General features: G+C 76.0%; 20 protein-coding genes and 1 rRNA gene. 6 read left to right on the top strand and 15 right to left on the bottom strand.

Features of this window, described 5'->3' with window-relative positions; genetic code table 11:
* Positions 1 to 55 precede the first annotated feature (55 nt).
* From ACQP60_RS04555 to ACQP60_RS04530, 6 genes are all read left to right on the top strand, one after another.
* The gene (locus ACQP60_RS04555) at positions 56 to 1021 is read left to right on the top strand and encodes an ABC transporter ATP-binding protein (RefSeq protein ID WP_429729937.1); all 966 of its coding nucleotides are present in this window, start codon (positions 56 to 58) and stop codon (positions 1019 to 1021) included.
* Positions 1018 to 1803, top strand: coding sequence for an ABC transporter permease (locus ACQP60_RS04550; protein ID WP_429728847.1), 786 nt, complete (start codon positions 1018 to 1020; stop codon positions 1801 to 1803). Before ACQP60_RS04555 ends, ACQP60_RS04550 begins: the two co-directional genes overlap by 4 nt.
* A 94-nt stretch (positions 1804 to 1897) precedes the next feature.
* Complete coding sequence (locus ACQP60_RS04545) at positions 1898 to 2869, top strand: COX15/CtaA family protein (protein WP_429728845.1); 972 nt, start codon at positions 1898 to 1900, stop codon at positions 2867 to 2869.
* A gap of 31 nt (positions 2870 to 2900) precedes the next feature.
* Positions 2901 to 3629 (top strand): aminotransferase class IV, encoded by a 729-nt coding sequence (locus ACQP60_RS04540; protein ID WP_429728843.1) that lies wholly within the window; start codon positions 2901 to 2903, stop codon positions 3627 to 3629.
* 76 nt (positions 3630 to 3705) lie between these two features.
* Positions 3706 to 4707: an ATP-binding cassette domain-containing protein gene (locus tag ACQP60_RS04535; protein WP_429728841.1), complete on the top strand. Its 1002-nt coding sequence runs from the start codon at positions 3706 to 3708 to the stop codon at positions 4705 to 4707.
* Positions 4704 to 5552, top strand: a complete 849-nt coding sequence (locus ACQP60_RS04530) for an ABC transporter permease (RefSeq protein WP_429728839.1) — start codon at positions 4704 to 4706, stop codon at positions 5550 to 5552. Before ACQP60_RS04535 ends, ACQP60_RS04530 begins: the two co-directional genes overlap by 4 nt.
* On the opposite strand, the gene ACQP60_RS04525 is transcribed toward ACQP60_RS04530, so the two are convergent.
* The 15 genes from ACQP60_RS04525 to rrf all read right to left on the bottom strand — a co-directional run bounded on the left by ACQP60_RS04525 (position 5534) and on the right by rrf (position 23417).
* The gene (locus ACQP60_RS04525) at positions 5534 to 8977 is read right to left on the bottom strand and encodes an AfsR/SARP family transcriptional regulator (RefSeq protein WP_429728837.1); all 3444 of its coding nucleotides are present in this window, start codon (positions 8975 to 8977) and stop codon (positions 5534 to 5536) included. The genes ACQP60_RS04530 and ACQP60_RS04525 overlap by 19 nt on opposite strands.
* A gap of 22 nt (positions 8978 to 8999) precedes the next feature.
* A complete protein-coding gene (locus ACQP60_RS04520) occupies positions 9000 to 9656 on the bottom strand; it encodes an NUDIX domain-containing protein (protein WP_429728835.1) in 657 nt (218 codons plus the stop codon).
* Positions 9653 to 11338, bottom strand: a complete 1686-nt coding sequence (gene pyrG / locus ACQP60_RS04515; RefSeq protein ID WP_429728834.1) for a CTP synthase — start codon at positions 11336 to 11338, stop codon at positions 9653 to 9655. Before pyrG ends, ACQP60_RS04520 begins: the two co-directional genes overlap by 4 nt.
* 58 nt (positions 11339 to 11396) lie before the next feature.
* Entirely contained in the window at positions 11397 to 13082 is a 1686-nt protein-coding gene (gene murJ, locus ACQP60_RS04510; RefSeq protein ID WP_429728833.1) for a murein biosynthesis integral membrane protein MurJ, read from the bottom strand.
* Positions 13083 to 13086: 4 nt separating this feature from the next.
* Positions 13087 to 13989: a hypothetical protein gene (locus ACQP60_RS04505; RefSeq protein WP_429728831.1), complete on the bottom strand. Its 903-nt coding sequence runs from the start codon at positions 13987 to 13989 to the stop codon at positions 13087 to 13089.
* Positions 13989 to 14987 (bottom strand): copper transporter, encoded by a 999-nt coding sequence (locus ACQP60_RS04500; RefSeq protein ID WP_429728829.1) that lies wholly within the window; start codon positions 14985 to 14987, stop codon positions 13989 to 13991. The genes ACQP60_RS04505 and ACQP60_RS04500 overlap by 1 nt, the downstream gene beginning before the upstream one ends.
* 75 nt (positions 14988 to 15062) lie before the next feature.
* Positions 15063 to 16256: a putative cytokinetic ring protein SteA gene (steA, locus tag ACQP60_RS04495; RefSeq protein WP_429728828.1), complete on the bottom strand. Its 1194-nt coding sequence runs from the start codon at positions 16254 to 16256 to the stop codon at positions 15063 to 15065.
* 5 nt (positions 16257 to 16261) lie between these two features.
* The gene (gene recN / locus ACQP60_RS04490) at positions 16262 to 18037 is read right to left on the bottom strand and encodes a DNA repair protein RecN (protein WP_429728827.1); all 1776 of its coding nucleotides are present in this window, start codon (positions 18035 to 18037) and stop codon (positions 16262 to 16264) included.
* 1 nt (position 18038) lies between these two features.
* Positions 18039 to 19007: an NAD kinase gene (locus ACQP60_RS04485; RefSeq protein WP_429728825.1), complete on the bottom strand. Its 969-nt coding sequence runs from the start codon at positions 19005 to 19007 to the stop codon at positions 18039 to 18041.
* Positions 19004 to 19894: a TlyA family RNA methyltransferase gene (locus tag ACQP60_RS04480; RefSeq protein ID WP_429728823.1), complete on the bottom strand. Its 891-nt coding sequence runs from the start codon at positions 19892 to 19894 to the stop codon at positions 19004 to 19006. Before ACQP60_RS04480 ends, ACQP60_RS04485 begins: the two co-directional genes overlap by 4 nt.
* A 5-nt stretch (positions 19895 to 19899) precedes the next feature.
* The gene (locus tag ACQP60_RS04475; RefSeq protein ID WP_429728821.1) at positions 19900 to 20121 is read right to left on the bottom strand and encodes a hypothetical protein; all 222 of its coding nucleotides are present in this window, start codon (positions 20119 to 20121) and stop codon (positions 19900 to 19902) included.
* Positions 20122 to 20359: 238 nt separating this feature from the next.
* Positions 20360 to 21373, bottom strand: a complete 1014-nt coding sequence (locus tag ACQP60_RS04470; RefSeq protein WP_429728820.1) for an HAD-IIA family hydrolase — start codon at positions 21371 to 21373, stop codon at positions 20360 to 20362.
* A complete protein-coding gene (locus ACQP60_RS04465; RefSeq protein ID WP_429728818.1) occupies positions 21370 to 22176 on the bottom strand; it encodes a tetratricopeptide repeat protein in 807 nt (268 codons plus the stop codon). Before ACQP60_RS04465 ends, ACQP60_RS04470 begins: the two co-directional genes overlap by 4 nt.
* Positions 22177 to 22790: 614 nt before the next feature.
* The gene (locus tag ACQP60_RS04460) at positions 22791 to 23165 is read right to left on the bottom strand and encodes a hypothetical protein (RefSeq protein WP_429728816.1); all 375 of its coding nucleotides are present in this window, start codon (positions 23163 to 23165) and stop codon (positions 22791 to 22793) included.
* Between the two features lie 135 nt (positions 23166 to 23300).
* A 5S ribosomal RNA gene (rrf, locus tag ACQP60_RS04455) occupies positions 23301 to 23417 on the bottom strand.
* Between the last annotated feature and the right edge of the window lie 128 nt (positions 23418 to 23545).

Here is a 23545-nt window from a genome sequence, read left to right as displayed (position 1 = left end):
GATCGCGCCATCGGGCGCGGACGGCGTCACGCCGCCCGCGCACTCTGCCGAGGACCTGCGCGCCGGCTCCGTCGACCCCGCTGCCGGGGCCGCCGTCCGCGTGCGGGGCCTGGTCAAACGCTACGACGGGCGCGACGTCGTCGCAGGCCTGGACCTCGTCGCCGACGCGGGTGCCGTCACGGCCGTGCTCGGCCCGAACGGCGCGGGCAAGACCACGACCGTCGAGTGCTGCGAGGGCCTGCGCTCCCCCGACGGCGGCACCGTGCGCGTCCTCGGCCTCGACCCGGTGGCCGACGCCCGCGCGCTGCGCCCCCGCGTCGGCGTCATGCTGCAGGACGGCGGGCTGCCCACCGGCGCCCGCGCCGGCGAGGTGCTGCGGCACGTCGCCTCCATGTACGCGGCGCCGCGGGACCTGGGAGAGCTCGGCGAGCGCCTCGGGCTCGCCTCGTTCGCCCGGACCACGGTGCGGCGGCTGTCCGGGGGGCAGCGCCAGCGGCTGTCCCTCGCGGCGGCGGTCGTCGGGCGGCCCGAGGTGGTCTTCCTCGACGAGCCGAGCGCAGGCATGGACCCGCAGAGCCGGCACGCCGTGTGGGACCTCGTGCGCGAGCTGCGCGACGAGGGCACCGCCGTCGTCCTCACCACGCACCTCATGGACGAGGCCGAGGACCTCGCCGACCGCGTGCACGTGGTCGACCACGGCCGCGTCATCGCCAGCGGCAGCGTGCCCGAGCTCCTCTCCCCGGACGCGCAGGACGACCGCACGCTGCGGTTCGACGCCGCACCCGGCCTCGACGTCGCGGCGGTCGCCGCCGTGCTCGGCGGCGACGGCGAGCCCGGTCCCTGGGCGGTGTCCGAGCCGCAGCCCGGCTCGTACGTCGTCGCCGGCCCCGCGGGGCCACGGACGCTGGCCGTGCTCACCGCGTGGCTCGCCGACCACGACGTCCTCGCGACTCGCCTCAGCGTGGGCCGGCGCACGCTGGAGGACGTCTTCCTCGACCTGACGGGACGACACCTGCGATGACCACCGCCACCACCGGACCGGGCCCTGCACCCGCCCCCGCCGCCGCACCCGCCTGGCGGCGCGTGCTCTCGCAGACCGGGTTCGAGACCCGCGCCGTGCTGCGCAACGGCGAGCAGCTGCTCGTCACGATCGTGCTCCCCGTCATGGTGCTGGTCGGCCTGACCCGGACCAGCGTGGTCGAGATCGACACCGGCGGCCTGTCGCGCATCGACTTCGTGACACCGGGCGTCCTCGCGCTCGCGTGCGTCTCGACCGCGTTCACCTCGCAGGCCATCGCCACCGCGTTCGACCGTCGCAACGGCGTGCTGCGGCTGCTCGCGACGACGCCGCTCGGACGCGGCGGGCTCCTCGCCGGCAAGCTGCTCGGCGTCCTGGCCGTCGAGGTGGTGCAGGTCGTCGTCGTCGGCGCGGTCGCGCTCGCGCTGGGCTGGCAGCCCGCGGCCGGGGGCATCCTGCCGGCCGTCGGCGTCGGGCTGCTCGGCACCGCGTGCTTCACCGCGCTCGCGCTCCTGCTGGCCGGCACGCTGCGCGCGGAGGGTGTGCTGGCGCTCGCCAACCTCGTCCTCGTGCTCCTCGTCGTGGGCGGCGGGCTCCTGGTGCCGCCGGAGCAGCTGCCCGGTCCCCTCGAGCACCTGGCGACGTTCCTGCCCTCGGGCGCGCTCGGCGAGGCGATGCGCGGCGCGCTGATCGGCACCGGCGTGCCCGTGCTCGCCCTCGGCGTGCTCGCCGTGTGGACCGCGCTGTTCTCCTGGGCCGCCGCCCGGTTCTTCCGCTGGCAGTGACCGCGCCCCGCCCGGCGGCGGCACCGGGCCAAGGTCACACCCCTGCGGGCCCTGAGGAGCCCGAGCGCCGAGGTGCTGGCGATACCGTGGACCCGTGACCTCGCCGAGCCCTCCCGCGCCCGCCCCCGAGGCGGGTGCGGGCGCCACGCCCGATCCGGCCGACCGCCCCGACCGCCTCGCCCGGTTCCGCCCCTGGACCCGCGGCGTCCTGCTGGCGAACGTCATCGGGCAGATCCTCATCATCGGCACCGGCGGCGCCGTGCGGCTCACCGACTCGGGGCTCGGCTGCTCCACCTGGCCCATGTGCGAGCCCGGGCACTTCACCCCGGTGTTCCACGAGGCGTCCTCGATCCACTCGTTCGTCGAGTTCGGCAACCGGACGATGACCGGCGTGCTCAGTGTCATCGGCGTGATGCTGCTGGTCCTGGTCTGGACCGACCGGCGCCGGTCCGAGTCGTACCGCGCCCTGGGCATCGTGCCCCTCGCGGGCGTGCTCACGCAGGCGGTCATCGGGGGCGTCGTGGTGCTGCTGCACCTGCACCCGGGCTGGGTCTCCCTCCACTTCGGCGTCTCGGTGGCGCTCGTGTGGTTCAGCGCCTACCTGCTGCACCGGCACGGCGAGGGCGACGGCCCCCCGCAGCGCATCGCCGGCCGCGGCGTCGCGACGGTGGGCGCCCTGCTCGGGCTGCTGCTGATCCCGGTCGTCACCCTGGGCGTGCTCGTCACCGGCTCCGGCCCGCACTCCGGCGACGACACGGTCGGGTACCGGCTGGCGCTCGACCCGCTGACCATGACCCGGGCGCACTCCGAGTCCGTCTGGCTGTTCCTCGCCACCCTCGTGGTGCTGCTGGTGCTCCTGCACCGCACGACGACGAGCCCGCGGGTCGCCGCGGCGCGCAAGGCGGCGTGGGTGCTCCTCGCCGTCGCCCTGGCGCAGGGCCTCGTCGGCTACGTGCAGTACTTCACCGGCCTGCCCGAGCTGCTCGTCGGCGTCCACCTGGTGGGCGCCGGCTGCCTCGCCTGGGCCACGGCGAACGCCGTCCTGCGGCTGCGCACCCGCGCCTGACGGCGTCGTCCGCCCGCGCTACCGTGCAGGCGTGCGCATCGAGGTCGACGGCCGCCCCGCGGCGGCAGAGCAGGTCGCGTCCACCGACGGCCACTTCACCGCCATGCAGGTGCGCGGCGGTGGGGTGCAGGGCCTGGGGCACCACCTGCGACGGCTCGACGCCGCCCATCGCGAGATCTTCGGGCTGCCGCTCGACGGCGACCGGGTCCGCCGGCTCGTGCGCCATGCCCTGGCCGGGCAGGCCGACGCCTCCGTGCGGGTCGTGCTGCGCGACCCCGACCACGTCGCCGTCCAGGTGGCCGACCCCCGGTACCCGCCCGCGCGGCCCCAGCGCCTGCGCTCCGTGCCGTACCTACGCCCGTTCGCCCACCTCAAGCACCTGGGCGGGTTCGCGCAGGCCCAGTGGGCGCGGCAGGTGGAGCGCCAGGGGTACGACGACGCGCTCCTCGTCGGCCCGGACGGCGCCGTCGCGGAGTCGACCATCGCGAACGTCGGCCTCCTCGAACCGGACGGCGGCGTGGTGTGGCCCGACGCCCCGCACCTGCGCGGCACCGGCCTGGCCCTGGTGGAGGAGACCGCGCCGAGCCGCTCCGCCCCCGTGCACCTCGACGACGTCGGACGCTTCGCCGGGGCCTTCCTCGTCAACTCGATCGGCATCGTCGCCGTCGCCTCGATCGACGGGGTGGACCTCCCGGACGCGACGGCCCGCGTGGCGGAGGTCCGGCGCCGGGTGGCCGCCCTGCCCTGGCAGGCGCCGTAGGTCGCCGAGCGCGGGCGGCGGGCGCGTGACAGCGCCGTGACAGCGCGCTGGGAGCGGCGCCGCGCACGGTGGTGCCATGACCACCACCGCGATCGAGGCCGAGGGCCTCGTCAAGACCTTCGGCGACAACCGCGCCGTGGACGGGGTCGACCTCGAGGTCGCCACCGGCACGGTCTACGGGGTCCTCGGCCCGAACGGCGCCGGGAAGACCACCACGATCCGCATGCTCGCGACGCTCCTGCGGCCCGACGCCGGACGGGCGTCCGTCTTCGGCCACGACGTGGCGCGCGAGCCGTTCATCGTCCGGCAGCTCATCGGCGTCACGGGCCAGTACGCGTCGGTCGACGAGACGCTCAGCGCCACCGAGAACCTCCTGCTGTTCTGCCGGCTCAACGGGCTCAAGGGCGCCGCCGCGACGCGCCGCACCCGCGACCTGCTCGAGGAGTTCAGCCTCACCGACGCCGCCGCGCGGCCGCTGAAGAACTTCTCCGGCGGCATGCGGCGCCGCCTCGACCTGGCGGCGAGCCTCATCGCCCAGCCCCCGCTGCTGTTCCTGGACGAACCCACCACCGGCCTCGACCCGCGCACCCGCGCCCAGATGTGGGACACCATCCGCCGCCTCGTCGCGACCGGCTCCACCGTCCTGCTCACCACGCAGTACCTCGACGAGGCCGACCAGCTCGCCGACCGCATCGCGGTGATCGACCGCGGCCACGTGGTCGCGGAGGGCACCGGGGACGAGCTCAAGTCGTCCGTGGGGCAGCAGTCGCTGCAGCTCGCGCTCGTGCGTTCCGACGACGCCCCGGCCGCCCAGGCGGCCGTGCAGGACGTGCTCGGCGTCGCCGCGACGGTCTCCCCCGAGGCCCGTCGCCTCACCGTGCCCGTCGCCGACCCCGCCCGCGTCACGGACCTGCTGGTCCGCCTGCGCGGCGCCGGCGTCGACCTGGACGGGCTGTCGATGGACAAGCCGACCCTCGACGAGGTGTTCCTGACGCTGACCGGCCACGACGCCACCGACCAGTCCACGACCGACCGAGCCGGCTCCGGCTCCCCCGAGCTCGAGGAGATCTCCGCATGACCACGCTCACCACCGCCCCCGCCCCCGCGGCGCCCGGCGGACGCATCGTCCCCGGCGCGGAACGCACCCTGCGCAACCGCGTGACCGTCGGGCAGGCCGTCTCCGACTCCCTCGCCATGGCGCGCCGCGGCCTCATCAAGATCCGCCGCACCCCGGAGCAGCTCATCGACGTCACGGTGCAGCCGATCATCTTCACCCTGATGTTCACGTACATCTTCGGCGGCGCGATCTCCGGCAGCGTCTCCGCCTACCTGCCCGTCATCATCCCGGGCATCCTCGTGCAGACGGTCATCACGACGTCGGCGGTCACCGGCACCCAGCTGCGCGAGGACATGGACAAGGGCGTGTTCGACCGCTTCCGCTCGCTGCCCATCGCCCGCATCGCGCCGCTCGCCGGCGCGCTCGTGGCGGACACCGTCCGCTACCTCATCGCGACCACGCTGACCATCGTCATGGGCCTCATCATGGGCTGGCGGCCGGGCGGCGGCGTCGGCGGCGTGCTCCTCGCCGGGCTGCTGGTCGTCGTCTGCGCGTGGTCGCTCAGCTGGATCTTCGCGTTCCTCGGCGTCATCGCCCGGTCCGCGTCGTCGGTGCAAGGGATGTCGTTCCTCATCCTGTTCCCGCTGACGTTCCTGTCCAACGCGTTCGTGCCCGTCGACACGATGCCCGGTTGGCTGCAGGGCTTCGTCAAGGTCAACCCGGTGTCGCACCTGGTGACCGCCGTGCGCGACCTGGCGAGCACCGGCAGCCTCACCGGCCAGGTCGGCATCGCGCTCCTGAGCTGCGCCGTCGTCGTGGCGGTCTTCGCCCCGCTCGCCGTGCGCACCTACATGAAGAAGGCCTGAGCGGGCCCGTCCGGTCCGGGCTCCTGGTCCGCCTCCCCCGCGAGGCGGGCCAGGAGCTCGTCCGCGCGCGGCACCAGGTCCTCGCCCTGCAGGGCGTCGGCCCGCGCCTGGCCCGCCCCGACGACGTCCGCACCCACGGCGTCCGCCACCTCGGACCGCAGCCGGTCGAGCCGCAGGGCGGGCAGATCCTGGCGGGATCCCAGGCGGCCGGCCAGCGCGAGCAGCTCGGCGCCGTCGGCCCGCCGGTCGGGGCCCGCCCCTCCCGACGCGGGGGCGCCGAGGCACGCCCAGACGGCGACGCCGACGGCCGACGTCGCGAGCACCGGCCGGTCGACGAAGCCGCGGCCGTCGCCGCGCAGGCGGCGCCCCACCTCGACGATCCGGCGGACCAGGCCGGCGTCGTCGGCCCCGGCCTGCACCCGGCGCACGAGGGTGGCCGACGCGAGCAGCAGGAACCACGGCGCCGCGTCCCCCTGCGGCTGGCCCGGCCCGAACGTCTCGAGCGCGCGCGCCAGGGACGCGAGCGCCCCGGTCCGGTCGCCGCGTGCCCACGCCAGCTCGCCTCGCCCCAGCTCGACGACGCCGCGTGCCTGGGCCTCCCGGCCGTCCCGGCCCCCGTCCGCGGCGGGCACCAGGGTGCCGATGACGGCCTCCGCCTCGTCGAGGTTCCCGAGCGTGAGGGCGGAGCCCAGCTCGATCCAGCTGACCTGCCACTGCATCTCCTCGGCGCCGATCGCCAGGACGCCGTCCTTCGCGGCCGCGACCCAGCGGACCGCCTCGGCCGGCTCGCCGTGCTCCGAGAGGAACGACGCGAGCACCATGGCCGTCATCGCGGAGGCCGCGTCGTCGTCGATCCCCCGGGCCACCTCGTGCGCCGCGCGCGCGAGCTCGACCGCGCGGGCGATCTCGCCGTCGTTCTCGCGCTGCTGGGCCTCGAACATGTGCCCGAGCAGCGCGGTGTACCCATCGTCCGACCGCTGGAGCCGCGCGAGCACCTCGAGGGACTCCTCGGCGGTCCGCGCCAGGACGAGGTCGGAGAGCTCGCGCGTGCGCGCCCCCACGGCCCGGCTCGTCCGCAGCAGCCGACGCAGCCGCGCCAGCGGGCGGGCCGCCTGCCCGGGGACCCCGAAGACGGACGCCGCGGCGATCGCCTCGAGCGCGATGGCGGTGGCGTCGGCGTGCTCCTCGGGCACCGCCCACCCCTCGAGGGAGCGCAGCACCCCGGGCACCAGCCCGATGACGCGCTCCTCCGCGCCGCGCACGGCCCAGCTCCCGAGCAGCGCGACGAAGCCGTGCACCACGACCTCCGGGCGGCCCCGCTCCATGCCGCGCCGGACGGCGAACACGAGGTTCTCCTGCTCCCGGCCGAGCTCCGCGACGGCCTCGCGCTGGCGCGGGCTCAGCATCCGCGCCGCGCACCGCCGCGACACCGTCAGCGACCACGCGAGCACCGCCGCCTCGGCGGTCTCCTCCTCCCCGGCCGCGGCGAGCCGCAGCAGCCCGAACTCCCGCACGGTCTCGACCATCCGGTACCGGGTGGCGCCGTCGGCCTCCTCGACCCGGACCAACGACTGGAGCACGAGGGCGTCGACGTCGTCGTCCACGCGCCACCCCGGGGCGTCCGGCAGCACCGCGCGCGCCGCCTCGGCGGAGAACCCGTCCGGCAGGACCGCCGCGCGCCGCCACAGCGCCTGCTGGCCCGCCGTGAGGAGGTTCCAGCTCCAGTCGAGCACGGCCTCGAGCGTGCGGTGCCGGTCGGGCACCGAACGGTCGCGCACCCGGAGCAGCGCGAACCGCTCGTCGAGCCGTGCCTCCACCTCGGCGACACTGAGGGTCCGCACGCGCGCGGCCGCCAGCTCGATGGCGAGCGGGAGCCCGTCCAGGCGGTCGCACAGGCGCGCGACGGCGGCGCGGTCGAGCAGGGCGTCGGGGCGCACCGCGCGGGCGCGCTCGACGAACAGGCGCACCGCGGGGCCGCCGTCGTCCTCGTCCGGGTCGGCGCCGAGCGGAGCGGGCGCGTAGGTCGACTCCTCCTCGAGCAGCAGCGGCGTCCGGCTGGTGGCCAGCACCCGCAGCCGCGGCGAGACGTCCAGGAGCGCGCCGGCCCACCGGGCGGCCCCCTCGACGACGTGCTCGCAGTTGTCCAGGACGACGAGCGCGTCGGCGTCGCGCAGCCGCGCGGCGACCTGGGTCGCCAGGTCGCCCGCCTGGAGGCGGTCGGCCAGGCGCAGGGTGCTGGACCCGGGCGCCACGCCCAGCGCGTCGGCGAGCGCCAGGACGACGTCGTCGTCGGAGCGCACGCCGACCAGCTCGACGGCGACGACCAGACCCGTGCCGGGCACGGACCGGCGCGCGACCTCCTGCGCGAGGCGGGTCTTGCCGAGCCCGCCCGGCCCCAGGACGGTCACCAGCCGGGACGTCGCGAGCGCGTCGCGCACGGCGGCGACGTCGTCCTCGCGGCCGACGAGCGGGGTCGGGTAGGTCCGCAGCCCGCGCGCCGCGCCGCCCCGCACCCCGGCACCGGGGGCGGCCGGGACCGCCGGGCCCTGCGCGGCCGGGAGGCGCGCGTCGTCCGGCGGGCCCGCGGGAGCCTGTCGCTCGACGTCGGCCGCGAGGCGTTCGTAGAGGGCGACGGTGGCCGGCCCCGGGTCGCTGCCGAGCTCCCGGACGAGCACCGAGCGCAGCCGGGTGAACACGCGCAGCGCCTCCGCGGGCCGGCCGAGCCCGCCGAGGGCGCCCATGAGCGCGCGGGCCGCGTCCTCGTCGGTCGGGTCCGCGGCGACGTCCGCGCCGGCCAGCTCGGCCACCACGGCATGCTCTCCCGCGGCCTCGGCCGCGTCGCGGCGCAGCTCCCGCAGCTCGTCGCGGCAGCGCTCGGCCACCGTGGCCAGCTCGCGCGCGGCGGTCGCGAACTCGCCGCCCTCGAGGTCCCCGCCCGGCACCCCGAGCCACAGGCCGAGGGCGCGCTCCGCCGTCCTGGCCGCGGCGCTCGGGTCGCCGGCCACGAGCTCGTGTCGGGCCGTCGTCAGCGCCGCGCGCGCGAGGGAGAGGTCGGACGGCACGTCCAGCGCGTAGCCCGTCTCGGTCGCCCGGACGACGCCGCGCCCGGCGACCGCCCGCAGCCGGGAGACCAGGTTCTGCAGCGCGGCCCGCGGGTCGGCCGGCAGGGACTCCCGCCAGAGCCGGTCGACCAGGGAGGCCGACGAGACGCCGCGCTCGCCGCCGAGGGCGAGGAGCGCCACGAGCGCCGAGGCGCGGGCCCCTCGCGGCGCGCGGGGCCCGCCGTCCGGCCCGGCCACCCGGACCGGGCCGAGCACCCGCACCGCGGGAGCGACCGACGGCCGTGCGGGTCCGTCCCGGCGGGGGACGGACCCCGGCGCCGGGGCGGCGGTCGGATCGACGGCGGGGTCGGGGGCGTCGTGCACGCCTGTGGAGCCTACCGGCCGCTCAGGCTCCCGGCCGGGAGGGCCAGGGGGCGTCGGCCGGACGCAGGGACGCCCAACCTCCCGCCCGGCTCGCCGCCGCGGCCAGCACGCCCACCACCGCCGACGGGTTGTGCAGGCTGCCGTCGAGCACCCGGGCCACCGCCTCGTCGAGCGGTACCCAGCGCAGCTCCATGCCCACCTCCTCGCCGGTGCGCACGTGCCGGTCGGCGTCCGCCACCGCACCAAGACCGCGGGCCAGGAAGACGCGCACCGCCTCGTCGCTGCTGCCGGGGGTGGTCGAGTAGTCGGCGAGCACGGACCAGCTCTCGGCGGTGAGGTCCGCCTCCTCGCCGAGCTCGCGCGCCGCGGCGACGACCGCGGGCTCGCCCTCGACGTCGAGCAGCCCGGCCGGCACCTCCCACAGGAACGAGCGCACCGGGTGCCGGTACTGCCGCAGCAGCAGCACCCGCTCCTGCTCGTCCAGCGCGACGATCGCCACGGCACCCGGGTGCTCGACGTACTCGCGGCTCACCACGCCCGCGTCACCGAGGTCGACCTCGTCGCGCACGACGTCGATGATCCGCCCGCGCACGAGCACCTCACGGCGCAGCACGGGCCGCGGGTCCACCTCGTCGACGAGCGTGACGCGCCCGTCGGAGGCGTCGGCCGGCGTCGTCACGCCTGGGAGCCCTGCCGCTCGAGCGCCGCCGCGACCAGGCCCGAGAAGAGCGGGTGCGAGCGGGTCGGGCGGGACTTGAACTCCGGGTGCGCCTGCGTGCTGACGTAGTAGGGGTGCACGTCGGCGGGCAGCTCGACGAACTCGACGAGCTTCGCGTCGGGGGACGTGCCGGAGAACACCAGCCCCGCCTCCTCGAGCTGGGCGCGGTACGCGTTGTTCACCTCGTACCGGTGGCGGTGACGCTCCGAGACCCGCTCGCTGCCGTACGCCTTCGCCACGACCGAGCCCGCGCCCAGGTGCGCGTCGTAGGCCCCGAGGCGCATGGTTCCGCCGAGGTCGCCGTCGCCGCCCACGATCGCGAGCTGCTCGGCCATCGTCGCGATGACCGGGTGCGTGCTGTTCGGGTCGAACTCGGTGGACGAGGCGTCCTCCAGCCCGAGCACGTTGCGGGCGTACTCGATGACCATCGACTGCAGGCCCAGGCAGATGCCGAGCGTCGGCACGAGGTTCTCGCGCGCCCAGCGCAGCGCGCCCACCTTGCCGTCGATGCCGCGCACGCCGAAGCCGCCGGGCACGAGCACCGCGTCGACGCCCTCCAGCGCCTCCTGCGCGCCCTCCGGCGTCTGGCAGTCGTCGGCCGCCACCCACCGGATGCCGACCTTCGTGTCGTTGTCGAAGCCGCCGGCGCGCAGCGCCTCGGTCACGGACAGGTAGGCGTCGGGCAGGTCGATGTACTTGCCGACCAGCGCGATCTCGACGTTGTGCTCCGGCTCGTGCACGCGCTCCAGGAGCTGGCTCCAGCCGTCCCAGTCGACGTCGTGGAACGGCAGGTCGAGGCGGCGCACGACGTAGGCGTCCAGGCCCTCGGCGTGCAGCACCCGCGGGATGTCGTAGATGCTCGGCGCGTCCGCGGCGTTGACGACGGCCTCGTTGTCGACGTCGCACATGAGCGCGATCTTGCGCTTGATCGACTCGGGGACCACGCGGTCGGAGCGCAGCACGATCGCGTCGGGCTGGATGCCGATGGAGCGCAGGGCGGCGACGGAGTGCTGGGTCGGCTTGGTCTTGAGCTCGCCCGAGGGCCCGATGTAGGGCACCAGCGAGACGTGCAAGAAGAAGCAGTCGTCGCGGCCCAGCTCGTGCCGCACCTGGCGCGCGGCCTCCAGGAAGGGCTGGGACTCGATGTCGCCGACGGTGCCGCCGATCTCGGTGATGATCACGTCGACCTCGGGGCCGGCCTGGTCACGCATGCGCGACTTGATCTCGTCCGTGATGTGCGGGATCACCTGGACGGTGTCGCCGAGGTACTCGCCGCGGCGCTCCTTGGCGATCACGCGGGAGTAGACCTGGCCGGTCGTGACGTTCGAGGAGGCCGGCAGCTCGACGTCGAGGAACCGCTCGTAGTGGCCGATGTCGAGGTCGGTCTCGGCGCCGTCCTCGGTCACGAAGACCTCGCCGTGCTGGAACGGGTTCATCGTGCCCGGGTCCACGTTGAGGTACGGGTCGAGCTTCTGCATCGTGACCCGCAGGCCCCGCGAGCGCAGCAGGCGCCCGAGCGAGGAGGCCGTGAGGCCCTTTCCGAGCGAGGAGGCCACACCGCCCGTCACGAAGATGTGCCGCGTCTGGTGCGTGGCACCCGTGCGGCTGGAGGATCGGGGCTGGAGTCGATTGGTGTCGGCCACGGAACTCCATCCTAACAGCGGGTGGCGCTCCGGCACGCGGGTCGCGCGGTGCGCCTGGTCACTCCGCGCGTCGCCCCGGCGCGTCGTCGACGGCGTCCCCGGCGGGGTCGTCGGTCCTGTCCGACGGCGCGGCGCGCCCTCGTCGCACGATGCCCGTCACGGCCGACCGGTCGGCGACGAGGAAGGCGCCCACGACCACGGCGCCGGCGACCAGGGCGACGAGCACGCCCACCCCCAGCGCGGGCAGGATCGTGGCCTCGGCGGGCAGCAGCGCGCCCGAGAGGAGCGACCCCGCCCACGCGCCCAGCGCCGTCGCCACGACGAGCACCACCAGGGTCCGGGGGATCCCCCGCAGCGCGTCACGCCCCGCGTACCGGCCGACGGCCACGAGCAGCCCCGCCCCCGCCACCGTCATGCCCAGCGCCGTCGCCAGGCCGAGCTGGGTGAGCACGCCCACCTGGTCGCGCACGCCGGTCGCGGCGGGCAACGCGAACGCCGCCACGGCCACGACCAGCCACCCGGCCGCGGTGACGACCACGGCCACCCGCTGGTGATCGATGGCGTACAGGGCCCGCGACAGGTGCAGGATCAGCGCGAACCCGACGATCCCCGGGGCCATCCACGCGACGGCGTCGCCGAGCCCCGCCACCGATCCGCTCGCGATGCGGGCGAACACGGCCTCCACGGCCCCGGACGCGGCGACGAGCGCACCCACGCCCAGGCCGGACACCACGAGCAGCGTGCGGGTGGTCGTGGCGAGCAGACCGCGGAACCGGTCGCGACGACCGTGCGCCACGTGCTCCGCGAGGCGCGGGAACGCGCTCGTCGCGAGCGGGAACGCCAGGACCGCGTACGGCAGCAGGTAGACCTGCTGCGCGAACGTGTACGTGGGGAACGTCTGCTGTGGCCCGAACTGGAACGCCGCCCCCATCACCGCGAGCACGGACAGCTGCTGCGCCACGAGCGCGCCGACCCCGGCCAGCGCGAGGTTGCGTGCCCGGACGCCCTCGCCGCCGGGGAAGCGCAGCGTGGGGCGCAGCCGCGTCCCCGTCCGGCGCACCGGCAGCACGAGCGGGAGCGCGAGGAACGCGACGCCCGCCGTCGTCCCCCAGCCGAGCCAGGCGATCGCCGTCGTGGAGAGGGCCGCGACGTCGCCCTGGTTCCCGTCCGCCATGCCGACGAACACGAGGTAGACGGCGATGACGGCGAGGCTGGACAGCAGCGGCGCGAACGCCTGCCAGAAGAAGTGCTTGTGCGCCTGGAGGATGCCGCCGAGCACCACCGCCAGCCCGTACAGCGGCACCTGGAGCGCGAACGTCCGCACGAACGTGGCGGTGACGTCCACGAGTTCGGGGTGCTTGGCGCCCATGAGGAGCGTCGCGATCGGCCCCGCGAGGAGCGCGAGCAGGGCCCCGAGCGGCACGAGCACGGCGAGGGTCCAGCCGAGCAGCGCCGAGGCCACGCCCGAGGTCTCCTTCGCGGAGCGCCGCGCGATCGGTCCGGCCAGCAGGGGGACGACGGCGCCCGCGAGGGCGCCGCCCGCCGCCACCTCGAACAGGACGTTCGGCAGCTGGTTCGCCGCGCTGTACGCCGACCCGACGCCCTCGGTACCCACCGCCCACGACAGCACCAGCGACCGGGCGAACCCGACCAGCCGGCTCGCCACCGTCACGACGGTGATCATCGCGGCGGCGCCGGCGAGCGTCTGGGTCGCCGCCCGCAGCCCGCCCGGGCGCGACGTCATGGGTTCACTCCCCCGCGGCGGGGTCCTGCGCCGGGTCCGGCGTCTCGTCCGACGACTCGGCCGGCCGCCGACCCCAGCCGTCCGCGGCGCGCAGCCAGGGCGTGCGCTCGATCACCGCGGAGAAGCTCACCCGCTCGGACGCGAGGGTGAGCCCGACGACGGACGCCAGCGCGGCGAGCCGGACCGCGCGCGGGGCGCCGAAGGCCCACTGCGCGCCCACCAGGGCCCCGAGGGCGTTCGCGCCGCCGTCGCCCAGCATGTCGCGCTCGGCGAGGTCGCCCGGCGCGGCGACGGCCGCAGCCCCGAGCACGACGCCGGTGCCCGCGCCCGCGGCGCCGCCCGCGACGGGCAGGCTCAGGGCGGCGGACGCCTTGAGCGCCCGGCCGGGGCGCAGGTCGAGGAGGTTGAGGAGGTTGGCGGTGCCGGCGATGAGCGCGCCGTTCACCGCGACGTCCAGCAGATGCCCGGCCGCGCGCCCGCCGGGGCGACGACGGGTGCCGACCGCGGCGCCGACCAGCGCCGTCGTGCCGATGCCGAGCACCTTCAGCCCGCCGGTCGTGAGCCGGCCCTCGGCGAGCGCACCGAGATGGCCCCGGAGGCCCTTGACCCGGGTGCTGGTGTCCTCCGCGAGGTCGTCGACGAGCCCGAAGGCGGCCGCACCGGCGGTGGCGACGGCGGCACCGGTCCGTTCCCGGCCCCCGCCCGCGGCGAGGGTCCCCGCGACGAGGCCGGCGGCCACCGCCGGTCCCTCGAGCATGCTCACGGGCTCGCCGCGGTGGTTGGTCCGCGTCCAGCGCGCGGCGCCGCCGGGCGGGTCGGTGTCCAGCGCCCGGCGCGCCAGCGCCGCGCCTGCCGCCGCCACGACAGCCCCGCGCAGCAGCGCGACGACCCCCGTCCCGCCGGGCATCAGCCGTTCCCCTGCGGCTCGCCGTGCTCGACGACGGGCGGCAGCACGGACGCGCCGTCCTCGAAGCCGTACTGGTCGACGGCGCCGGCCTCCTGGGCGGCGATCGCGAGGGGCACGACGATCTGCCCGGTCGTCTGCTCCACGCCGCTCACGGTGCTGACCTTGTCGGCCAGCTCGTCGTCCGCACGGACGGTGGCCACCAGGTCGCCGTCCTGCGTGGTCGGGCCGGCGACCACCGAGGTGCCGGCGATCTCCGCGGACGTGCCCGCGAGCGCCGCGAGCGCGTTCATCCCGATCTGCTCCGGGTCGGCGTCCTGGGTCTCGGACTGGTCGCCGTCGCCGGTGTCGCCGCCCGACAGCAGCAGGATCGCGTCCGCCGGCGAGCTCGGCTCGGCGATCTGCTCCACGAGACCCACCTGCTCCAGGAGGTGCTGCTGCTCGAGCGCGGCGTCGCTGAACGACCCCGGCTCGGCCGGCGCGGTGTCCGTCAGCGCCACCGTGAGCGACGCGGCCAGCAGGTCCGCGGTGCCGGACTCGTCGTCGATGACGCCCTCGACCGCGTCGGTGGGCAGCTTCTCGCGCAGCCCGTCGGCGACGGTCTCCCGCATGGTCAGCTCGTCGGCCGACGTCCACGATGCGGCCAGCCGCTCCTGCGCGACGACGGTCCCGTCGGCCGCCTCCAGCTCGTCCAGCACGGCCTTCCGGCTCGCGTCGCTGACCTCGTCCACCTCGACGACGGCGACGTTGAGCCCCGCGAGCGAGCCGGCGACGAGCTGGTCCCCGGCGCTCTCGATGAAGCGCCGCTGGTCCTGCGACGTCGCCTGTGCCTGGACGAGCTCGTCCCGCAGCTCGTTCCGCTCGGTGCGCAGCGTGTCGACCTGCTCGGTGAGCTGGTCCCCGAGAGTGCCCTGCAGCGGTCCGGCACCGAGGATGATGCCCACCGCGAGGGCGAGGAAGACGGAGATCAGCGAGACGAGGTGATACCTGAAGTCGATCACGGTCGGCAGAGGTTCCTTGTCAGGTCGGGACGGTCGGGTGGGTCTGGCGGGGTGCCGGGCGGGCGTGCAGCGGCGTCACCCGCCGAAGAGGCTACCCACCCAGGAGACGAGGTCGTCGATCCGGGCACCGATCAGCCCGAAGAGCGTCTGCCCGGCCGCGGTGGACCAGAGCGCCGCGACGACGGCGGCGACGCCCGCCAGCGAGAGCAGGGTGAGCTGCAGGTTCGAGATCCGGGTGCGGTACAGCCGGGACACGCCCTTGGCGTCGACGAGCTTGCCGCCGACCCGCAGGCGGGTGAGGAAGGTGCTGGCCATGCCCGCCCGCCCCTTGTCGAGGAACTCGACCAGCGTGGCGTGGGTGCCGACGGCGACGATGAGCTCCGCGCCCTTGTCGTCGGCGAGGAGCATGGCGATGTCCTCGCTGGTCCCCGTCGCGGGGAACACCACGGGCTCGACGCCGAGGGCCTGCACGCGGTCCAGCCCGGGAGCGTTCCCGTCGCGGTACGCGTGCACCACGATCTCCGCGCCCGAGGACAGCGCCCGGTCGGACACCGAGTCCATGTCGCCGACGATCATGTCCGGCTTCCAGCCCGCGTCGATGATCGCGTCGGCGCCGCCGTCGACGCCGACCAGCACCGGCCGGTTCTCCGTGATGTAGGACCGCAGCATCGCCAGGTCCTCGCGGTAGTGGTAGCCGCGCACGACGATGAGCACGTGCCGGCCGTCGAACTTCGTCCGCACGTCCGGGACGCCGACGCCGTCGAGCAGGAGGTCCCGCTCGCGACGCAGGTACGTCATCGTGTTCTCGGCGAAGTTCTCGATCTCCTCCGAGAGGCCCTCGCGCGCCGCGACCATGTCCGCCGCGACGGTCTCCGGGGTCTGCCGGACGCCGTCGGCCACCGTGGTGCCGTCGACGACCACCGTGCCGCCGTCGATCCGCACCGTGGCGCCCTCGGGCAGCGCCATGACGGCGGGGCCCAGGTCGTCGACCAGCGTGATGCCGGCGTCGACGAGGATGCCCGGTCCCGCGTTGGGGTAGCGGCCGGACGTCGAGCGGGCGGCGTTCAGCACCGCGGCGGGGCTCACCGCCACCAGGGCGTCGGCCGCGACGCGGTCGATGTCGACGTGGTCGATGACGGCCACGTCGCCGGCGTGCAGCCGCTTCGTCAGGTCCTTGGTCCGTGTGCCGACCCGGGCGGGCCCCGTCACGTCGGTGCTCTCGTCGCCGGCGTCGGGCGCACGCTCCGACTTGCGCAGGATCATTCTCATCGCCCCTATCGTCCCACGGTGGAGGACGCCAGGAGCTCGACCGCGTGCTGGCGCGCGGTCGCGGACTCCTCCTGGCCCGAGAGCATCCGCGCCAGCTCGCGGACCCGGTCGTCGTCCGTGACCTCGCGCACTCCCGTCACCGTGACGCCGGCCCCGTCCTCGGAGTCGCCGTCGGCCTCCCCGTCGGGCGTGGACTTCGTCACGACGAGGTGCGAGTCCGCGAAGGCCGCCACCTGGGCGAGGTGCGTGACGACGACCACCTGCGTGCTGCGGGCGAGCACCGCGAGCCGCCGCCCCACCTCGACGGCCGCGCGGCCGCCCACCCCGGCGTCGACCTCGTCGAAGACGAACGTCGGCAGCGGTGCCGCCGCCCGGCCCGACGTCGAGCCCGCCGCGGAGCCCAGCTCGACGCGCGACGTGGCGAGCGCCACCTCCACGGCCAGCATCACCCGGGAGAGCTCGCCGCCCGACGCGCCCTTGCCCAGCGGGCGCGCCGGCGCGCCGGGGTGCGGCTCCAGCAGGAACGCGACCTGGTCGGCACCCCACGGTCCCGGCTCGTCCGCGGGTGCGACGTCGACGACGAGCCGCGCGCCCTTCATGGCCAGCCCGGACAGCTCCTGGGTCACGGCGTCCGACAGCGCCTCCGCCGCCTTGCGCCGGCCCGTCGTCAGCCGCTCCGCCGCGCCCGCGAGCTCCGCGTCCAGCTCGGCCGTGCGCTCGCGCATCCCCGCGAGCCGCTCGCCGCCGTCGTCGAGGTCGAGCAGCCGCAGCCCGGCGTCGCTCGCCCACCGCAGCACGTCGTCGATCGTCTCCCCGTAGCTGCGGGTGAGCGTGGTGAGCTCCGCGAGTCGCGCGTGCGCGGTCTCGAGGCCCGCCGGATCGGCCTGCAGGTCGTTCACGTACGACGACAGTTCGGTCGCGACGTCGGCGAGGAGGTACCCCGCCTCGGCGAGCCGAGTCGCGTGGGCGCCGAGCGTCGGGTCGTCCGAGGCCGCCGCCTCCAGCGCCCGCCGTGCCCGCTCGACCGCCTCCACCGCGCTGCCCGCCGTCTCCACGTCGTCGCCGGCGACGGCGTCGTGCGCCTCCTGCGCCGCGACGCGCAGCTGCTCGGCGTTGCCCAGCCGCCCGACGAGGGCCGTGAGCTCCGCGTCCTCCCCCGGCTGCGGGTCCACGCGCTCCACCTCGGCGAGGCCGAGACGCAGGAGCTCCGCCTCGCGGGCGCGCTCGGCGGCCCGCGCGGTGAGGTCGTCGATCTCCGCGAGCAGCCCGGCGCGCTCGGACCACGCCGCCCGGTAGGCGTCGAGGTCGTCCTGGTGGTCCGGCCCGGCGAACGAGTCCAGCGCCTCGCGCTGCTTGGCCGCCGTGCGCAGCCGCAGCTGGTCGGCCTGGCCGTGCACCGTGACGAGCTCGTCCGCGATCTCCGCGAGCACCGCCTGCGGCACGCCGCGCCCGCCGAGGTGGGCGCGTGAACGGCCCGCCGCGGCGACCGTGCGCAGCACCACGACCGTCCCGTCGTCGTCGACCTCGCCGCCCGCCTCGTCGACCCGCGCCACCACGGCGGGATGCGCGGCCACGCGCAGCCGGCCCTCGACGACGGCGCCGTCGGCCCCGGGGCGCACCGCGGCGGGATCTGCCTTGCCGCCCATGAGCAGGCCCAGTCCCGTGAGCACCATCGTCTTGCCCGCGCCCGTCTCGCCCGTGATGACGGTCAGCCCGTCCGCCAGGGGCACCCGGGCGGCGCGGATCACGCCCAGGTTCTCGATCGCGATCTCCTCGAGCACCTCACGCCTCCTTGTCGTGCTCGTCGTCGTGCTCACCGTGCACGTCCGGACCGGGCGCCGGCGCCCGGTGGTCGGGACGGTTGGCCGCCAGCTCCCGCCAGCCGACGACCGGCAGCGAGAACTTGGACACCAGCCGGTCGGTGAACGGCGCGGGCGAGAGCCGGGCGAACCGCAGCGGCAGCGCGCCCCGCCGCACCTCCACCCACGAGCCGACCGGCAGGTCGATGCGCCGCCGGCCGTCGCAGGTCAGCACCGCCGGGACCGGGCTGCGCTCCAGCACCTTGACCGTGTACGTCGAGCGGGGGCCGATCACCAGGGGACGCGCGAACAGGGCGTGCGCCGACAGCGGCACCAGCAGCACGCCGTCCACCTCCGGCCACATGATCGGGCCGCCCGCCGAGAACGCGTGCGCCGTCGAGCCGGTCGCCGTGGACATCACGACGCCGTCGCAGCCGAACGACGACAGCGGCCGCCCGTCGACGGCGATGCCGACCTCGACCATCCGCTCGCGGCGCGCCTTCTCGACCGTGGCCTCGTTGAGCGCCCAGCCCGTGCGCGGCGTGTCCTCCCCGGGCAGATGGACGGCGACGTCGACGACGGCGCGCTCCTCGACCTCGTAGTCGCGGGCGGCCAGCCGCCGCACCGCGTGCCGCAGGTCGTCGCGCTCGCTCTCGGCGAGGAAGCCGACGTGCCCGAGGTTGACGCCGAGGAGCGGGACGCCGGTGCCGTGCGTGAGCTCGGCGGCGCGCAGGATCGTGCCGTCACCGCCCAGGACCATGACGGCCTCGGAATCGGTGACGCCCTCCCGGACGCGCGCGGCGGCCATGTGGTCGCCGAAGGACTCGGCGAGGTCGTCGTCGTGCAGGGCCACCTCGAAGCCCGCCGCGGTGAGCTCGCGCACGGCCTCCGAGAGCGCCGCCACGGCCTCCGGGCGGCCCCCGTGGGTGACGATGAGGACTCGGCGGCTCACGGTGCTCCTCCGATCGGCAGGACGGGCGGGACGGACGGTGACGCGTCGGGGGCGCCGGGGTGCCAGGCGACGGCGGCGGTCGTGGCGGACTCGGCGTCGGCCGCCGCACCGCCTGCACCCGGCCGCAACCAGCAGAAGTACTCGCGGTTGCCGCTCGGCCCGGGCAGCGGGCTCGGCACCACCGCGCACGCCCGCAGGCCGTGCTCCGCGGCGGCCCGCACGACGGCGAGGACCGCCTCGGCGTGCAGGGCCGGGTCGCGCACGACGCCGCCGCTGCCGAGCCGCTCGCGGCCGACCTCGAACTGCGGCTTCACCAGCAGCAGGGCGTGCCCGTGCGGGGAGAGCACGGCGGCGAGCGGTCCCAGCACGAGCGTGAGGGAGATGAAGGACAGGTCCCCCACCACGACGTCGGGGGCGCGTCCCAGGTCCGACGGTGTGAGGTCGCGCAGGTTGAACCCCTCGACGACCGTGACCCGGGGATCGTCCCGCAGGCTCGGCACGAGCTGGTCGTGCCCCACGTCGAGCGCCACCACGTGCCGCGCTCCACGGCGCAGCAGCACGTCGGTGAAGCCCCCGGTCGACGCGCCCACGTCCAGGCACCAGCCGCCGGCCACCGCACGCAGCAGCTCGCGGCCGGCGGGATCGCCCGCGAGCGCGTCGAGCGCTCCGGCCAGCTTGCCGCCCGCTCGCGACGCGTAGCCCGGGTCCTCCGGGTCCGGGCGCACCGTGACGGCCGTGCCGTCCGGCACCGGCGTGGAGGGCTTCGTGACCAGACGGTCGCCCAGCCGCACCCGACCCGCGTCGATCAGGTCCACCGCCTGTCGGCGCGACCGCGCCAGGCCGCGGCGGACGAGCTCGGCGTCGATCCGGACGTCGGTGCGTGCCACCGCCGTCAACGCCGCGGCCCCGCGTCCGCGCCGCCGTCGTGCCCTCCGTCGTCCGGGGCGCCGTCGAGCCGCGCCCGCAGGGCGTCGTGCACCCGGGTGAAGCGCTCCACGTGCTCGGCGACGGGGAGGTCGTCCAGCCCCTCGAGGTCACCAACGCGCGCGCCGGTGCACGGCTCCGCCGTCGGGTCGGCAGGTGGGGCTCCGTGCGTCGACGGGTCCTGCGTCATGGTCCCTCCCCTACCGCTCACGGTCCTGGTCTCGTCGCCGGCACACCTGCCGGTGCTCCCGGACCGCCGGTCCGAGGGGCGGCCGATCACCATGGATGCCGCCGTCCGAGGTCCGGGTCCACGCTACCCGCTGGCGCGCCCCTCCCGTGCGCGACCCACAGCCCGCGAGCAGGTTCGTCGCCACCCGCCGACCGGGCATGACACGGGCGCGGCACGGAGCCAGGCCCGCGCCGCCGGGTCAGGCGGACAGCTCCGGCACGGTGGCGGGCGCCGCCGGGGCCCCCCGGTCCGCGGCGTCCCACGCGGCCGCGCACGCCGCGCGCACGACGTCGATCCCGTGCGGCCCCTGGCGGTCCAGCTCCAACGAGCCGTCCACCACCCGCGCCGCGCGGCCCGCGCACCTCCACCACCCGTCGCCCGAGGGCTCCGGCAGGGGGTGCGGCTCGTGCAGCGCACGCAGGTCGGCGCCGACGTAGTCCGGCCGCAGCCCGGGCTCCGCCAGCACGGCGTCGCGCGCCGTGGACACGCCCGTGAGGACGTGCAGGCCCGGGTAGCCGCCCGCGCGCGCACCGGCCAGGTCGGTGTCGAGGCGGTCCCCGATCACCAGCGGACGCTCCGCGCCCGCCCGGTCGACCGCCAGGCGGTACATGGTGGGCGACGGCTTGCCCGCGCTGTCCGGCTCGACGCCCGTCGCGGCCACGACCGCGCCGACCAGGGCCCCGTTGCCGGGCGCGAAGCCGCGCGCCGTCGGGAGCGACAGGTCGAGGTTGCTCGCCACGTGCCAGGCGCCCCCGGCGACGGCGTACGCCGCCTCGGCGAGGTCGCTCCAGGCCAGCCCGGCCGCGTACCCCTGGGCCACCGCGTCGGGGGCGTCGTCGGCGGAGTCGACGACCGTCAGTCCTGCCCCGGCGACCGCCGTCCGCAGTCCGGCCCCGCCGACCACGAGGACCCGTGCGCCCGGCTCGAGCCGCGTGCGCAGCAGGGCCGAGCACGCCTGGGCCGCGGTCATGACCTCGTCCGCGCCGGTCGGGATGTCCAGCCCGGTGAGCTGGGCCGCGACCTCCTCCGGCTCGCGCGAGGCGTTGTTCGTCACGAAGACGAGCCGGAGCCCGGCGGCCCGCGCCGCCGTCAGGCTCTCCGCGGCGTGCGGGATGGGCAGGTGCCCCTTGTACGCGACCCCGTCCAGGTCGACCAGGGCCAGGTCGTGGGCGGCAGCCAGCGGGACGGTGCTGCACGACAGCGTCGCCGTCATGCCTCGTCCGTGTCGGGCTCCACGGCGGACCCCGCCCCGGGACGCTCCCCGGCGCCGTCCTCGTCCTCGTCGGACGGACCCGCCCCGTCGTCGCCCACGTCGTCGTTCGTGTCGTCGTCCTCGACGTCCTCGTCGTACGTGTCGTAGACGACGACGTCCTCGGTCTCCTGCGGCACGCCCGACACCCGCTCGAGCTCGGCCGGGTCGACCCCGGCCAGGAGCGCCGCCGCCTCGTCCGTGCGGCCTGCCGCCTCCAGGGCCGAGGCACGTGCCTGCAGCACCCGGAGGCCGAGGTCACCGCGCCGCTCGGCGGCGGGGATCCGGTCGAGAACCGCCAGCGCGGCGTCGTGCTCACCCAGGTCGCTGCGCGCCCCGCTCGCGACAATGGCGAGCTCGGTGCGGCCCTCGGCGTCCAGCGTGCGCGCCTCCTCGCTCGCGGCGAGGGCCAGGGCGCGCTCGGGCCGGCCGAGGCCGCGCTCGGCGTCCGCCATCAGCGGCAGGTGCTCGGAGGAGCCGTTGAGCCGGCGCACCGTGCGCAGCTCGCGCAGCGCCTCGGCGAACCGCCCGGTCCGGTACGCCGCGATCCCCGCGGCCTCCCGTACGACGTCGACCCGGCCGCCGCGACGTACCGCGGCCTGCGTGTGCTCGTACGCGCGCTCGGGGTCGACGTCGAGGAGCCGGCCCGCCATCACGAGGTGCAGGCCGATGCGCTCGGCGTTCTCCTTCGTCAGACCGCGCAGGCGCCCGCGGACGTCCCTGCTGAGCTGGCCCATCGAGGCGTCCTCGGCGATCTCCGGCTCCACGACGCGCGGGCGACGCTCCGCCGCCGGGCGGGCGACAGGACGTCCCGGGCGAGACGGCGCACCGCGGCGTCCCTGCTGCGCCCCGCCGGGACGACCTCCGGCCGACCGGGCGCCGCCGTCGCGAGCGTCGCCCCGCGCCGGACGCCGGTCGTCCCGGCGCTCCCGGTCCCCACGGCGCACGTCATCGCGCCGCTCGTCCGGGCGACCGCGACGCGCATCGCCCCGCTGACCACGACCACGCTGCTCGTCCGGGCGACCGTCACCCCGCTGCTCACCACGACGCGGCTCGCCACGGCGCTGCTCATGACCGCGCTGCTCGCCACCACGACGCTCCTCGGAACGACCGCGCGGGCCGTCGCGACGCTCGGACCGTGCGTCGTCCCTCCGGCGAGCGCCCTCGGCTCCTCGTCGGTCGCCCCGGCCGTCGCCGGCTCGTCCGGCTCCGCGGCGACCGGCGTCGCCACGGCGCGCGCTCGACCGGTCGTCGTCGCGGCCCTGCTCAGGGGCGGAGTCGTTCACGCTGTTCCTCTCGGGTGGTGGGATCGCCCGATTCTCCCACGTCGCGAGGTCGTGAGCGTGCCGGATGTGCCCCGTCCGAGGTGACGTGGTCGAGGTCACGCGCCGCCGCGGGCGCTCGCTGCCGTGGCGGCGACGCGGAGCACCTCGGGGTTGAAGGCCCCCGGATTGCGAGAGCACCAGACCCCGATCGCGACGGGCGACACGATCGCCCAGGAGAAGCGCGACCCCACCAGCGCCGTTCCCCGCGGCGGCGCCGACCGCCCGCAGCGCAACCACGTCTCCGGCGAGGCGCCCCCGACGCCCTTCCCGATGGCGCGCTGGAACCCGCCACCTTCCACGAGGCCGCGAACCGCCTGCCGTTCATCCGGTGCACGACGGCCATGATCAGGTACGCCACGAGGAAGATCGTGCCCGAGCGAGTGCAGCAGGACCACCGTCTGGCTGACGCCGGTGCCGAAGATGTCGTTCACGGCGATCACGGCAGAGCCGGAAAGAGAGTCCTCGAAGGTCGGCGCGTCGGCGCCCCCCTGCCCCAAAGGCTGATGCCGGTTTCCGGGTATGCGAAAGGCCCACCCCGGGGTGGGGTGGGCCTTTCGTGAATGGGTGTCCGGCGGCGTCCTACTCTCCCACCCCCTCGCGAGGGCAGTACCATCGGCGCTGAAGGGCTAAGCTTCCGGGTTCGGAATGGGACCGGGCGTTTCCCCGACGCTATGACCGCCGTAACAGTATCGAGTTGTTCGGGACCCCCTTCGTGTCCACCAGCTGGTGGTGGTGGGGGTGGTGCCCGTTTCTCGGGAACCGCACAGTGGACGCGGAGCAGATGATTGTCAAACAGTGTTTGAGTGTGTGT

This window comes from Isoptericola variabilis, from assembly GCF_050311655.1.
GTDB lineage: Bacteria > Actinomycetota > Actinomycetes > Actinomycetales > Cellulomonadaceae > Isoptericola > Isoptericola variabilis.
The sequence above is the reverse complement of the archived record's forward strand: the minus strand, read 5'-3'. Positions and strand labels throughout refer to the sequence as shown.